Raw genomic sequence first — 13,933 nt, forward strand, 5'->3', positions numbered from 1 at the left:
AATGACAGCCAGGTCAGGTGAAGGACAAAAGGAAAACCCGCCGCCCCGGAGGAACCGGGACGGCGGGTTGCTGGAGCGATGCCGGGCGACGCTGACCGGCGGTATTCCTACCGCTGCGGTGCGGCGGTGGGCTTGATGGGCGACGGCAGGAAGGTCTGCCCGCCCTCGAGGTAGGCGTCGACGGCGGCCGCGCACGAGCGGCCCTCCGCGATGGCCCACACGATCAGGGACTGACCGCGACCCATGTCACCGGCCACGTACACGCCCGGGACGTTGGTGGCCCACTCGTCCGACCGGGCGACGTTGCCGCGGTCGGTGAGGTCGACACCGAGGTCGGTGAGCAGACCCGGCTTCTCCGGACCGACGAAGCCCATGGCGAGCAGCACCAGGTCGGCCTCGAGCTCGAAGTCCGAGCCCTCCACCTTCTGGAAGCGGCCGTCCACCATCTGAACCTCGTGGGCCTTGAGGGCGGTGACCTTGCCGTTCTCGCCGACGAACTGCTCGGTGTTCACGGAGAACACCCGCTCGCCGCCCTCCTCGTGCGCCGACGACACCCGGTACATGAGCGGGTAGGTCGGCCACGGGGTGGAGTCCGCGCGGGCCTCCGGCGGCCGCGGCATGATCTCGAACTGGTGCACGATCTCCGCGCCCTGCCGCAGCGAAGTGCCCAGGCAGTCGGCGCCGGTGTCGCCGCCACCGATGATGACGACCTTCTTGCCCTCGGCCGTGATCGTCGGGGCGTCGAGATCACCGAGCTGCACCCGGTTCGCGATCGGCAGGAACTCCATCGCCTGGTGGATGCCGTCAAGCTCGCGACCGGGGACCGGCAGGTCGCGCGCCTCGGTGGCGCCGCCGGCCAGCACGACAGCATCGAACTGGGCCTTGAGCTCCTCGGCGGTGATGTCGACACCGACGTTGACGCCGGTGCGGAAGACGGTGCCCTCGGACTCCATCTGCACCAGGCGACGGTCGATGTGCCGCTTCTCCATCTTGAACTCGGGGATGCCGTAGCGCAGCAGGCCGCCGATGCGGTCGGCACGCTCGAACACCGTCACCGTGTGACCGGCCCGGGTCAGCTGCTGCGCGGCGGCCAGGCCGGCCGGGCCGGAGCCGACCACGGCGACCTTCTTGCCGGTCAGGCTGGAGGTGCGGATCGGCTTGACCCAGCCCTCGTCGAAGGCGCGGTCGATGATCTCGACCTCGACCTGCTTGATGGTGACCGGATCCTGGTTGATGCCCAGGACACAGGACGCCTCGCACGGGGCCGGGCACAGCCGCCCGGTGAACTCCGGGAAGTTGTTCGTCGCGTGCAGTCGGTCGAACGCCTCGCGCCACCGATCCTTGTAGATCAGGTCGTTCCACTCGGGAATCAGGTTCCCCAGCGGGCAACCGTTGTGGCAGAAGGGGATACCGCAGTCCATGCAGCGGCTGGCCTGGGTGCGGAGGGTCTTCGAGTCGAAGTCCTCGTACACCTCCTTCCAGTCCATCAGGCGCAGCGGCACCGGCCGCCGGACCGGGGTCTCGCGGGAGGTGTGCTTGAGGAAGCCATTCGGATCAGCCACGAGCTGCCTCCATGATCGCTTCGTCCACGTTCGTTCCGTTCTTCTTCGCGGTGTCGATCGCCACGAGCACCTTCTTGTAGTCGCGCGGCATCACCTTCGCGAAGTGATTGACCTGCTGCGACCAGTCCGCGAGGATGCGCGCGGCAACCTCCGAACCGGTCTCGTCCCGGTGCCGTTCCACGACACCCTTGAGCCAGGCGAAGTCCTCGTGCTCGAGGTCCTCGAGATCCACCAGCTCGGTGTTGAGGTTCGCCTCGAAGGACTTGTCGGCGTTGTAGACGAACGCCACGCCGCCGGACATGCCCGCACCGAAGTTGCGCCCCGTCTTGCCCAGGATCACCACCCGGCCACCGGTCATGTACTCGCAGGCGTGGTCGCCGACACCCTCGACGACCGCGGTCGCGCCGGAGTTGCGCACCGCGAAACGCTCACCCGCGACGCCCCGGAGGAACGCCTCGCCGCCGGTGGCGCCGAAGAGGATCACGTTGCCGGCGATGATGTTGTCCTCGGCGACGAACCCGTCCGCCGTCTGCAGCGGCGGGCGCACCACGATGCGACCACCCGACAGGCCCTTGCCGACGAAGTCGTTGCCGTCGCCGTTGAGCCGCAGCGTCATGCCCTTCGGCACGAACGCGCCGAAGCTGTTGCCCGCCGACCCGGTGAAGGTGATGTCGATCGTGTTGTCCGGCAGTCCTTCTGCGCCGTACGCCTTGGTCACCTCGTGGCCGAGCATGGTGCCGACCGTGCGGTTGACGTTGGTGATCTTCGACTCGATCTGCACCGCGGTACCGCCGTCCAGCGCGGGCCGGGCCTGCACGATCAGCTCCTGGTCCAGCGCCTTGTCGAGCGCGTGGTCCTGGGTGCCGGTGCAGTACAGGTCCTGGTCCGGGAAGGAGGTCTCGGGCTGCGCCAGGATCGGCGACAGGTCCAGCTTGGACGCCTTCCAGGTCTCGACCGCCGCGGTGGTGTCGAGCACGTCGACCTGACCGACCGCCTCTTCGAGGGTGCGGAAGCCCAGCTCGGCGAGCAGCTCGCGCACCTCCTCGGCGATGAACAGGAAGAAGTTCTCCACGAACTCCGGCTTGCCGGTGAACCGGCTGCGCAGCAACGGGTTCTGCGTAGCGACACCGACGGGGCAGGTGTCGAGGTGGCACACGCGCATCATGATGCAGCCGGAGACCACCAGCGGCGCGGTGGCGAAACCGAACTCCTCGCCGCCGAGCAGCGTCGCGATCATCACGTCGCGGCCGGTCTTCATCTGACCGTCGACCTGGACCACGATCCGGTCGCGCAGACCGTTGAGCAGCAGGGTCTGCTGGGTCTCGGCGAGGCCGAGCTCCCACGGGGCGCCCGCGTGCTTGAGCGAGGTCAGCGGGGAGGCACCGGTGCCGCCGTCGTGACCGGAGATCAGCACCACGTCGGCGTGTGCCTTGGACACACCCGCGGCGACGGTACCGACGCCGACCTCGGAGACCAGCTTCACGTGGATGCGGGCCTGCGGGTTGGCGTTCTTCAGGTCGTGGATCAGCTGCGCGAGATCCTCGATCGAGTAGATGTCGTGGTGCGGCGGCGGAGAGATCAGGCCGACGCCCGGCGTCGAGCCGCGCACCTCGGCGACCCACGGGTACACCTTGTGCGGCGGCAGCTGGCCGCCCTCACCCGGCTTGGCACCCTGCGCCATCTTGATCTGGATGTCGGTGCAGTTGGTCAGGTAGTGCGAGGTGACACCGAAGCGACCGGACGCGACCTGCTTGATCGCGGACCGGCGCCAGTCGCCGTTCTCCTCGACCTCGAAACGCCGCGGATCCTCGCCGCCCTCGCCCGAGTTCGACCGTGCGCCAAGGCGGTTCATCGCGATGGCCAGGGTCTCGTGGGCCTCGGCCGAGATGGAGCCGTAGCTCATCGCGCCGGTCGAGAACCGCTTGACGATCTCGCTGGCCGGCTCGACCTCGTCGATCGAGATCGGTTCGCGCAGACCGGACTTGAACTTGAACAGGCCGCGCAGGGACGCCAGTCGCTCGGACTGGTCGTCGACCATCTTGGTGTACTCCTTGAAGATCGAGTACTGGCCGGTGCGGGTGGCGTGCTGCAGCTTGAACACCGTGTCCGGGTTGAACAGGTGGTACTCGCCCTCACGACGCCACTGGTACTCGCCGCCGACCTCGAGCTCGCGGTGCGCGCGCTCCTCCTTGCGGGGCAGGTACGCGTTCTGGTGACGGACCTTGACGTCGGCCGCGATCTCGTCGAGACCGATGCCGCCGAGCTGCGAGTTCAGGCCGGTGAAGTACTCGTCGACGAGCTCCTGCCCGAGGCCGATGACCTGGAACAGCTGCGCGCCGGTGTACGAGGCGAGGGTGGAAATGCCCATCTTGGACATCACCTTGAGCACGCCCTTGCCCGCGGCCTTGATGTAGTTCGCGACGCCCTTGTCGTAGGTGACGTCGGTGAGCGCGCCGCTCTCGATCATGTCCTCGATCGACTCGAAGGCCATGTACGGGTTGACGGCGGCGGCACCGAAACCGATCAGGGTAGCCATGTGGTGCACCTCGCGGGCGTCACCGGCCTCCACGATCAGACCGACCTTGGTCCGGGACCGCTCGCGCACCAGGTGGTGGTGCACAGCCGAGGTCAGCAGCAGCGACGGGATCGGCGCGAACGTCTCGTTCGAGTTGCGGTCGGTGAGCACGATGATGCGCGCGCCGCCCGCGATGGCCTCGGAGACCTGGAAGCGGATGCTGTCGAGCGCGGCACGCAGGCCTGCGCCGCCGTCCGCGACCCGGTACAGGCCGGGAATGACCACCGAGCGGAAGCCGGGGAACTTGCCGTCGTCGTTGACGTGCACCAGCTTCGACAGGTCGTCGTTGTGCAGGATCGGCGACGGCAGGCTCAGGAGCTTGCAGGAGTCCGGTCCCGGGTTGAGCAGGTCGCCCTCGGGCCCGAGGCTGCCGCCGATGCTGGTGACGACCTCCTCGCGGATGGCGTCCAGCGGCGGGTTGGTGACCTGCGCGAACAGCTGCTGGAAGTAGTCGAACAGCAGCCGCGACCGCGAGGACAGCACCGCGATCGGGGTGTCGGTGCCCATCGAGCCGAGCGCCTCGCCACCGGTCTTCGCCATCGGCGCGAGGAGGATGTTCAGCTCCTCGGTGCTGTACCCGAACACCTGCTGACGGATCAGCACGCGCTCGTGGTTCATGTGCAGGACCTCACGCTCGGGCAGGTCCTCCATGTGGACCATGCCGGCGTCGAGCCACTCCTGGTACGGGTGCGCGGCGGCCAGCTCCGACTTGATCTCGTCGTCGGAGACGATGCGGCCCTGCGCGGTGTCCACGAGGAACATGCGGCCCGGCTGCAGGCGGGTCTTGACGACCACCTTCTCCGGGTCGATGTCGAGGACGCCGACCTCGGACGCCATCACGACGAGGCCGTCCTCGGTGACCCAGATGCGGCTGGGGCGCAGGCCGTTCCGGTCCAGCACGGCGCCGACGACGGTGCCGTCGGTGAAGCACACCGACGCCGGGCCGTCCCACGGCTCCATCAGCGCGGAGTGGTACTCGTAGAACGCGCGGCGGGCCGGGTCCATCGACTCGTGCCGCTCCCACGCCTCCGGGATCATCATCAGCACGGCGTGCGGCAGGCTGCGGCCGGCGAGGTGCAGCATCTCGAGCACCTCGTCGAAACGTGCGGTGTCGGACGCGCCCGGGGTGCAGATCGGGAAGATCTTCTCGAGCGCACCCTCGCCGAACACGTCGGACTCGATGAGCGCCTCACGGGCCCGCATCCAGTTCTCGTTGCCGGTGACGGTGTTGATCTCGCCGTTGTGCGCGACGCGGCGGAACGGGTGCGCCAGCGGCCACGACGGGAAGGTGTTGGTGGAGAAGCGCGAGTGGACCAGGCCCAGCGAGGACTCCATCCGCTCGTCCTGCAGGTCCAGGTAGAAGCTCTTGAGCTGCGGCGTGGTCAGCATGCCCTTGTAGACGAACGTCTGCCCGGACAGGCTGGGGAAGTACACCGACTCGCGGCCGGTGGCACCCTCGCCGGAGCCGCCGTCGCCGAGTTCGTGCTCGACGCGCTTGCGGACCACGTAGGCCTTGCGCTCGAGGTCCATGCCGGTGATCGAGGCGTCGGGTCCGGCCAGGAACAGCTGCCGGAAGGTCGGCATCGCGTCACGGGCCATCGCACCGAGCGAGGATGCGTCGGTGGGGACCTCACGCCAGCCGAGAACCGTCAGGCCCTCCTCCACGGCGATCCGCTCGACACCGGTGGCGGCCTCGTCGGCGGCCTCGGCGCCCTGCGGGAGGAAGCCGATGCCGGTCGCGTAGGCGCCCTCGGCGGGCAGCTCGAAGTCGACGACCGCGCGCAGGAACGAGTCCGGGACCTGCAACAGGATGCCGGCGCCGTCGCCGCTGTTCGGTTCCGCACCGGCAGCGCCGCGGTGCTCGAGGTTCACCAGCGCGGCGATGGCCTTGTCGACGATGTCGCGGCTGCGACGACCGTGCATGTCGACGACGAACGCGACACCACACGCGTCGTGCTCGTTCGCGGGGTCATAGAGGCCCTGGGGTCCGTGAGACCTGTGGCCTGGAAATTGCTTCATACCTAGCCTTCGTGTGCGTGAAAGTGCACAGACGACCAGCAACGCTGATGGCCATCACGTGGCAGAACGAGCGCCGACACAGCGTCGGATCGGCGCGCCCACTCGCCTCGCCGCGGTCGATCGCACGGGGTGTTACCCGTCCGTCACCGGCTCAGCCGAGTGGCCCTCTGGACTGTTGTGTGTCCAGCATGTTCCGAAAACGATAATTCAGAACCCATGGGCAGTGCCAACCAAGGGTAGCCTTTTATAGCGTTGACGTGGGGCTATCCCGAAGTTCTTCCGGTCACATCCGGCCCGATCCGGACCCGAAGACCGCGCCGAGGACCGTAACAATTCCCGCCCGCGGGTCGAATTGCACTTCTTCCGACACCGACTCGTGCCCGGTCAATCTGTGCAGGATCACACCGTCCAGGTAGTCGGTGAGGATCACAGCGTGCTTCCCCGGATCGGGGGCGCCGAGCATGGCCAGCATGGTGGTCCCCCACTCGACGAGTTCGGCGCGGCCACGGCCGATCGATTCGGCCACCGCGAGATCGGTCATGGCGGCCGCGAACAGCGCGAACCGGGCGGCCGTGCGCAGCCGGTCGCGGCCGGTGGCCAGCAGCACGTATCCGGTCAGCCCGTCGGCGAGTTCGGTCACCGTCGCGGGCAGGCGGGCAGATCCGAGCGCCGCCCAGTCCTCGCGGTCCCGCTCGACCAGACGCGCGACGACCGCGCCGACCAGGGCGTCCCGGGTCCGGAAGTAGTTCGAGGTCGACCCCTGCGGGAGCCCCGCCGCCGCATCCACGCCCCGATGGGTCAGGCCCCGGAGGCCGCGGGCGCCGAGAAGGTCGATCGCCGCGTCCAGTGCCTGATCACGGTTGCCTGCCATGCCCGAACACTACAGCGGTAGTGGGCTTCACTACATCGGTAGTAACTGGCACTACATCCGTAGTACCCTGGCTCCATGCGAGGAACGGCGACGATCGTCGGCGGAGGCATCGGCGGCCTCACCGCGGCGAACCACCTGATTCGGGCCGGCTGGGAGGTACGCGTGCTGGAGCGATCCGATTCGCTCCCCTCCAGCGGCACCGCCCTCGGCATGTGGCCGCGGGCGCAGCACGCCCTCGACACCCTCGGTCTCGGTGACCGCATTCGCGCACTCGGCGTCGCGCAGACCTCCGGCGCGATCCTGCGCCCCGACGGATCCACCATCGCCCGCCTCGGCGCCCCGGGCGGCGCGACCGTGCTGGTGTCGCGGCCGGCACTGCTCCGCACCCTCGCCGAACCGCTCCCCGCAGGCGTGCTCGAGCTTTCGACGACCGTCGACGGCATCCCCGCGGACACCGACGTCGTGATCGGCGCCGACGGGATCGGCAGCCGCACCCGGGACGCGCTGTTCGGCCCGCGCTACCGGGCCCGGCCGCTGGGGATGAGCGCGTGGCGCGGGTGGGTGCCCGGCGAGGCCACGACAACCACCGAGACCTGGGACGCGGGCGCCCTGTTCGGCATCACCCCGCGCGACGGCGCCCTGACCAACTTCTTCGCCGCGGTCCGGGTCGAACCCGGCTCACCCGACGGCGGGATCGCGTTCCTGCGCAACCGGTTCGGCGGCTGGCACCGCGCGGTCCGGGACGTGCTCGACCGGCTCGACGAGTCCGCCCTGCTGCACCACGACCTGTACGACTCCCCCGCCCTGCCGTGCTACGTGCGCGGCAACGTCGCACTGATCGGCGACGCGGCCCACGCGATGGCACCCAACCTGGGACGCGGCGCCTGCGAGGCGATCGTCGACGCCGTCACCCTCGGCCGGGCCCTGACCGAGAGCCCCGACGTGCCCACCGCGCTGCGCCGCTACGACCGGGCCCGCCGTCACCGGACCCGGGTGCTGGTGCGCGGATCGCGGGCGATGGGCAGGCTGGCGATGGCCGACTCGGGCCGGCGGATGCGGGACGCGGTCCTCGGAGCGGCCACCGGAACCCGGATGAAAAGGTCCGGAAACGACTACTGACCGCAGCGATTCGAGATCAGCTGCGGCCAGCGCTGACGTAACCATAGCGTGACCGGATCGTGACTTCGCCCCATTGTGTCGAAGGTCACCGAGGACGCCCTTACCTCCCACCGATCCCCACTCGCCGGGGAGCCCGGGGCCGAGGCACGAACTCGTAGGCTGGAAGGGGTGCGGCCTGCGGAGATCCCGACGACCGCAATGAGCGAAAGGGCAATCGTGCAGGCGAAACCATGCCGCGAATCACGAGTCGTCAAGACCAGCAGGGTCTTTCCCAACGACGTGAACGATCACAACACGCTGTTCGGCGGAAGGCTGATGAGCGACATCGACATGACCGCGTCGATCTCCGCGACCCGCCACAGCCGCGCATCCGTCGTGACCGCGTCGACGGACTCTGTGGCGTTCCTCGCACCCGTCCGGCCCTCGGACTCGGTGTGCCTCGAGTCGTACGTCACCTGGACCGGGCGCAGCTCCATGGAGGTGTTCGTGAAGGTGACCGCGGAGGATCTGCGCAGCGGCGACCGCCGTATCGCCGCCACCGCGTTCCTCACCTTCGTGGCAATCGACGACGCCGGATTGCCCACCCGGGTCCCCGAGGTGGTCCCGGAGTCCGACGAGGAACGCAAACTCAACGAGACCGGCGACGTGCGGGCACAGCACCGGCGCGCACACCGCCAGCAGAGTCAGGAGATGGCCGCGTACCTCAGCACCAGCAGGCCGTGGTGAGGTACGCCTGCTCGGCCTGAGGTTCGAACACGCTCTCCAGCAGGCGAACACGCGACGACGCGGACCTGTGGCATTCGGGACCGTCGCGTGATCATTGCAGCTGCTCCAACACCCACTCGGCCGTCTGCGGGCTCGACCGCAGGCTCGAGTGGTCCACCGCCGGCGCCTCGGGGTAGACCTGTTCGAACAGCGTGTTCGTCACACCGGGTTCGGTGATGAACGAGCACGTCGGGGCGGGCGTGGCGATCTCGTCGCGCTCGGTGGCCATGACGGAGTAGTCGACGCCCGGTTGCGTGAGGGGTCCGTCGACGAACACCTTCGTGTACACCTCCGAGCCGGGCGCCAGTTGGAGGGCGACCGCCAGGTCCGGCGAGACGTGCCCGAGCAGCGGCGGCAGGAACGGCAGTGCCCGCACCACCTGCACTGGCGTGACGGGCGGATCGTCGATGCCGTATGCCGCGACGAAGCCCGCGCCGTCGCAGTCCCGGCCCTCCGGCGCCAGGAAGACAGCATGCGCCACGTTCCGCGCACCGCCGAGCACCTTCAGGTAGTAGTTCGAGACGACCGTGCCCGCCGAGTGCGCGACGAGATCGACCGCGTCGGCACCCGTGGCGGCCTGTACCGACGCGACGAACTCCGCGAGCTGGACGGCCTCGTCGGGGATGTTGCCCGCCCAGCGTCGGCCGTCCACGACACCGCCCTGGAACAGCAGGGTGCACGCACCCGATCCGCGCAGCGCCGACGTCATCGTCGCCCACTGGTCCGCGGTCTCGGACGTGCCTCCGTCGGCGCCGGGCAGCACGATCACCGGCCGTGGATGTTCGGCGGAGGGGCGGCAGTCGATCGGAGGAGGCACCGCCTCACCCGCGGGTGGCACGACCGGATCGACCGATCCGGTGGCGGGCGCCGCCTGCGCGGCCGCCCCCGTGGTCACGGCCAGCCCGATGATCAACGCCCCGAGAAGGGCCGCGCGTCCGCCCATGTCCCCTGCTCCCTGTCCCCGTCGGCCGGTTACCGGCCGGACGCCGAATCGTGTCCGGGCGACATGCGTGCCCGCAGGAGCCCGACTCCGTCGCCCTCCAACTCGTCGAGCACCGACGGCCTGCCGACCATCACCAGTGCCAGTGCCTCCGCCTGCCCACGGACCTCGGGCCCGCTGCCGCTCGCCCACGCGAGGTCGGTCGCGGCGAACCGCAGGCCGCGGGTGAACCGGCGGGGCCGGGCGAACGGATCGGGTCGATCGAGGACCAGGCACAGCCGCTCCGGGTCGATCGTTCGCGGGAGTCCGAGCGGGCGCCGGATGTCCTGCTGGTGCACGACGTGATCGGCGAGGGTCAGGCGCGGCGCGTACCGGGCGAACCAACTCGAGGCCGCCGAATCCGCAAGCTGCTCGACGAGGGCATCGGTCGCCACGTCGCCGTGGGTGGCGACGTAGGACTCGTTGACGCGATCGGCCGATCGATTACGCAGTGCCGCAAGGAAATAGCGAGGCATGGTGACCGAGTCCATCGACAGGTGCGTGGCGACGTCACGCACCGACCACAGTCCGCACAGCGACTGCGTCGACCACTGGTCGGGACCGAGCGTCCGCAACAACGCGACCAGTTCGTCTCGTTCGGCATGGATGTGCCCCCTCACGTCCATGCCGTTCTGATCCACCGCATCCACCCCCGTTGTCGCAATCTCCCCTGAGGGCCGAGTTTTCCACAGACCGATGCTCGTCGGCACCCGGAACACGGCAGTGCGAAGGCCCGGCGAAAGCGCAGTCCGCCTCGACGAGGACGAACGCATCCCCCATCCTGGTAGTCGTTGACCACCACCACGGAGCCGAAGTGACCAGCCAGACGACACCCGATGCGTTGACGGCGCTCGACGTAGTCGACCTCGGCGCGCACCCGGACTGGCCGCTGCACCTGCGCCGGCCGGTGCCGATCGAGTGGGCGGGCCGCACCTGGCCGACCCCCGAGCACGCGTTCGCCGCCTCCCACACCACGTCGACGATCGCCTGGGACCGCATCGCCGACCCCGACACCAGCAGCGCGGCCGCGCACCGCATCGGCATCGGCGCCGTCCGCCGCGACGACTGGCCGACCGCCCGGTTCACGGTGCTCCGAGAGATCGTCGCCGCCATGACCGACGACCTGGTCGTCGCGGCGGCCCTCGCGGCGACCGGTGACGCACTGCTCGTCGCCGCCGGACCCGACAAGCTGTGGGGCCGAAACCGCGACCGGGGCTACAAGACTCCGATCGGCCGAAATGAGCTCGGCCGCACCTGGATGCGGCAACGCGCCGTCGCCCGGGGCGATGCCACGGACCGTTGGGTCCGCGCCGCGGTGACCGGACACCGCGACCACCTGCTGCGGGAGCCCGGCACGGCCGAGTGGGTGCAGGGCGAGTTGGCCCGTCTGGCAGGCAAACTCGCCGCCGACCATGGCACGCAGATCGCGATCAGCGGCTTCGCAACCGGCGCGGACCTGTGGTGGGCCGACGCCGCCACCGAGGCCGGCCTGTCACTGTGGGCGTACCAGCCCCACCCGGAGCTGACAGTCGGCCGGCCACCCGAGCAGGTCGCCGAACATCAACGGCTGCTGGCGATCGCGAGGCGCCGGGTGATGGTGGGCGGCCGACCGGACAAGCAGGTCTTCCGCGCACACAACGCGCTGATGCTCTCCGACGCGGACGTGGTCATCGCCGTGCGAGATCCGCGCATCCCCGGCGGAGGCACCGTCGCCGCGCTGCGCGAGCTCGCGGCACGGCGGCCCGTGATCACGATCGACGTCACCACCCGGGTCACGACGATCGCCCGCGCCGACCCGCTGTTCGCCTGACCCGCTCGGCGTCGCGGGCAGTCCGGTGGCGAAATCCATCCATCACCAGTGCCTCTCGTCGATCGGTCGGGGCTCGGGTCAGGAGCCGCCGAGCGGAGTGGTCAACTCGATGTCCCCCTTCGTGCACTGCGTTCCGTACCCCACCTCGCGTGACCGCGCGGCCGTCGGGCTCGCACAGGTCCAGCCGTCGAACTCGCGGATGTTCGCATTGCCGTAGTCCCCGGGCGGAAGCCCGCGATAGGTGTCGAGCACGTCCAGTGCATCGGCGCAGGAGATCGCGCCGGTCACGACCGTCACCAATCGCCGACCGGTCGCTGCCCCACACAGGGATCCGGGCGCCGCCGGGGTCGTGCCGTCGGTGTAGTGATCCATGGGTGCGAATGCCGTGGTGACGGGAGCAGTCGAGGTGGGTGCGCTCGAAGGAGCCGCCGGGCTCGACACCTTCGGACCGGTCAGGGTCAACTGTCCGTCGACAAATCGCGCCGCGCTCGGGCCGACAGTGCAGGCGAATCCCCCAGGGACGGCGCTACAGCTCGCGTCGTCGACGGTCAGGCGCGAATTCACCGCGAGCAGCGCGGCCCCGGGCGGGCCGCCCTCGGTGATCGTGGGATAGGAGCCCTGCCCGGTGAGCACCACCGTGTTCGGGGGCCCACTGAACGGCGCAGCAGTGACGTCGGGGGTTCCGTCGGGAAAGGTCACCGAGCAGTACACCGAGGTTCCGACCCCGGACGAGCCCTGGACGATCACACATTCCCGCCTGGGGGATCCGGCGACGTGAAAGCGGTACCGCCCGGATCCGCTGTCGTACAGGGCGGGATCGACGTCGAGAACGGGATCCGACGGCGCCTGTGTGACAGTGGAATTCGGCGTCGTGGTCATTGTGGTTGCGGTCTCCGCGGAGGTCGAGTCCGTGCCGCACGCAGCCAGCATGGCCACGCCGGCAACCGCCAGTACCCCCCGGATGACCGTTGTAATCGGTCGTTGCACCTGTTCATGAAACCACGGCTGCAACGGCCCACTCGTCACCCGCGCGCGAAGCGCTGACGCCGCAGGGTGATGGATGACTCCCCGGCACGGCTCCCGGCAATCCCTGGTCTGCCGTGAGATCGCGGTGCCAAGATCTACGTGTGGACTTCGACAGCACCGCCGACGAACTCTACGGGGTCGAGCCGTCCGAGTTCGTCGCTGCTCGAGGCGCGGCAGTGGCGAGCGCCAAGGCCGAGGGTGACAAGGCTCTGGCGAAGGAACTGGCGGGCCTGCGCAAACCCACCACGACCGGGTGGGCGCTCAACCTGCTCGTCCGGGATCACCCGGAGGACGTCGCTCGACTGCTCGATCTCGGCTCCACGCTGCGCGCGGCGCAGCAGGCGTTGCGCGGTGAGGAGTTGCGCTCGCTGACGGCCCAGCGTGCGGCGGTGCTGTCGGCACTGACGGACCGCGCGGCCGCCGCGGCCAGGGAGCGCGGCCGCGAGCTGACCGAGACCGTGCTGCGCGAGGTCGGGCAGTCGCTGTCGGCGGCACTCGCCGACCCCGAGATCGGCACCGATCTGCGGAGCGGACGAATGCTCGGTGCGGTGTCCTACAGCGGTTTCGGGCCCGCATTGATCGCAGCGGTACCCACACCAACGACGGCCGAAACCACGCCGGAGCCTGCACCTCGGCCCACGAAGCACACCACCAAGGCCGACGATCGACCGACACGCGACGAAACACGCGAAGCGGAGCGACGTGAGGCCCGCGAAGCCGCTCGCAGTGCGGCCCTCGACCGAGTTGCCCAGGACGAAGAGGCGGCACGCGAGGCGAATTCGGAGCTCGAGTCGGCGGCAGAACGGGCGAAGGCGGCGAATCGGAAAGTGCAAGAGCTACGGGAAGAGCTGTCGCGGGCCGAGCACGAGTCGCGGTTCGCCGACTCAACCCTCCGCACCGCAGAGAAGGCGGCCCGGCACGCGGACACGCAGCTGACGCGGGCCCGGGAGAGCGCGGCCGAGTTCGACTCCTGACGGCATGCAGATTCTGCTCCCATTCGAGGTCGATCGCTGGTGCGGGCGGCGTAACATGCGCCCGGTCGCCGAACGGTGGCAGTGGTCTCGACGGGGTGAGGAAACACGATGGTCGAACGTCCGGAGCAGGTCGGTGTCGGGCGAGCCAGAGGCTCGAAATCCACACCACTCGCGGCCTGCCTGCTCGCTACCGGGATCGTGCTGGGGAGCACGGGAGTTGCAGGGGCCGAGGC

The 13,933-nt window shown here is 69.5% G+C and carries 10 protein-coding genes; 4 read left to right on the forward strand and 6 right to left on the reverse strand.

Annotated elements, in window-relative coordinates:
• Positions 1 to 107 precede the first annotated feature (107 nt).
• The 3 genes from ACWEPG_RS14235 to ACWEPG_RS14245 all read right to left on the reverse strand — a co-directional run bounded on the left by ACWEPG_RS14235 (position 108) and on the right by ACWEPG_RS14245 (position 7,027).
• Positions 108 to 1,562: a glutamate synthase subunit beta gene (locus ACWEPG_RS14235; RefSeq protein ID WP_450113916.1), complete on the reverse strand. Its 1,455-nt coding sequence runs from the start codon at positions 1,560 to 1,562 to the stop codon at positions 108 to 110.
• Positions 1,555 to 6,156, reverse strand: coding sequence for a glutamate synthase large subunit (gltB, locus tag ACWEPG_RS14240; RefSeq protein WP_452594639.1), 4,602 nt, complete (start codon positions 6,154 to 6,156; stop codon positions 1,555 to 1,557). Before gltB ends, ACWEPG_RS14235 begins: the two co-directional genes overlap by 8 nt.
• A gap of 283 nt (positions 6,157 to 6,439) precedes the next feature.
• Positions 6,440 to 7,027, reverse strand: a complete 588-nt coding sequence (locus ACWEPG_RS14245; RefSeq protein WP_452594640.1) for a TetR/AcrR family transcriptional regulator — start codon at positions 7,025 to 7,027, stop codon at positions 6,440 to 6,442.
• 75 nt (positions 7,028 to 7,102) lie between these two features.
• Between ACWEPG_RS14245 and ACWEPG_RS14250 the strand changes: the two genes are divergently transcribed.
• Entirely contained in the window at positions 7,103 to 8,146 is a 1,044-nt protein-coding gene (locus tag ACWEPG_RS14250) for an FAD-dependent oxidoreductase (RefSeq protein WP_452594641.1), read from the forward strand.
• A 198-nt stretch (positions 8,147 to 8,344) separates the two neighbouring features.
• Positions 8,345 to 8,872: an acyl-CoA thioesterase gene (locus ACWEPG_RS14255; protein ID WP_450133860.1), complete on the forward strand. Its 528-nt coding sequence runs from the start codon at positions 8,345 to 8,347 to the stop codon at positions 8,870 to 8,872.
• 91 nt (positions 8,873 to 8,963) lie between these two features.
• Here ACWEPG_RS14255 and ACWEPG_RS14260 read toward each other — a convergent pair whose 3' ends face one another.
• Both ACWEPG_RS14260 and ACWEPG_RS14265 read right to left on the reverse strand, forming a co-directional pair.
• On the reverse strand, positions 8,964 to 9,854 hold the full coding sequence (locus ACWEPG_RS14260; protein WP_452594642.1) for an esterase/lipase family protein: 891 nt from the start codon (positions 9,852 to 9,854) through the stop codon (positions 8,964 to 8,966).
• A 29-nt stretch (positions 9,855 to 9,883) separates the two neighbouring features.
• Positions 9,884 to 10,531, reverse strand: a complete 648-nt coding sequence (locus ACWEPG_RS14265) for a maleylpyruvate isomerase family mycothiol-dependent enzyme (protein WP_452594643.1) — start codon at positions 10,529 to 10,531, stop codon at positions 9,884 to 9,886.
• Between the two features lie 173 nt (positions 10,532 to 10,704).
• Here ACWEPG_RS14265 and ACWEPG_RS14270 point away from each other — a divergent pair, with 173 nt between their 5' ends.
• Entirely contained in the window at positions 10,705 to 11,700 is a 996-nt protein-coding gene (locus ACWEPG_RS14270) for a hypothetical protein (RefSeq protein ID WP_452594644.1), read from the forward strand.
• Between the two features lie 78 nt (positions 11,701 to 11,778).
• Here the strand turns inward: ACWEPG_RS14270 and ACWEPG_RS14275 are convergent, their stop codons facing one another.
• On the reverse strand, positions 11,779 to 12,579 hold the full coding sequence (locus tag ACWEPG_RS14275; protein WP_452594645.1) for a hypothetical protein: 801 nt from the start codon (positions 12,577 to 12,579) through the stop codon (positions 11,779 to 11,781).
• Between the two features lie 248 nt (positions 12,580 to 12,827).
• On the opposite strand from ACWEPG_RS14275, the gene ACWEPG_RS14280 reads away from it, so the two are divergent.
• The gene (locus tag ACWEPG_RS14280; RefSeq protein WP_452594646.1) at positions 12,828 to 13,700 is read left to right on the forward strand and encodes a hypothetical protein; all 873 of its coding nucleotides are present in this window, start codon (positions 12,828 to 12,830) and stop codon (positions 13,698 to 13,700) included.
• Positions 13,701 to 13,933 lie beyond the last annotated feature (233 nt).

It is taken from the genome of Rhodococcus sp. NPDC004095 (assembly GCF_053604015.1).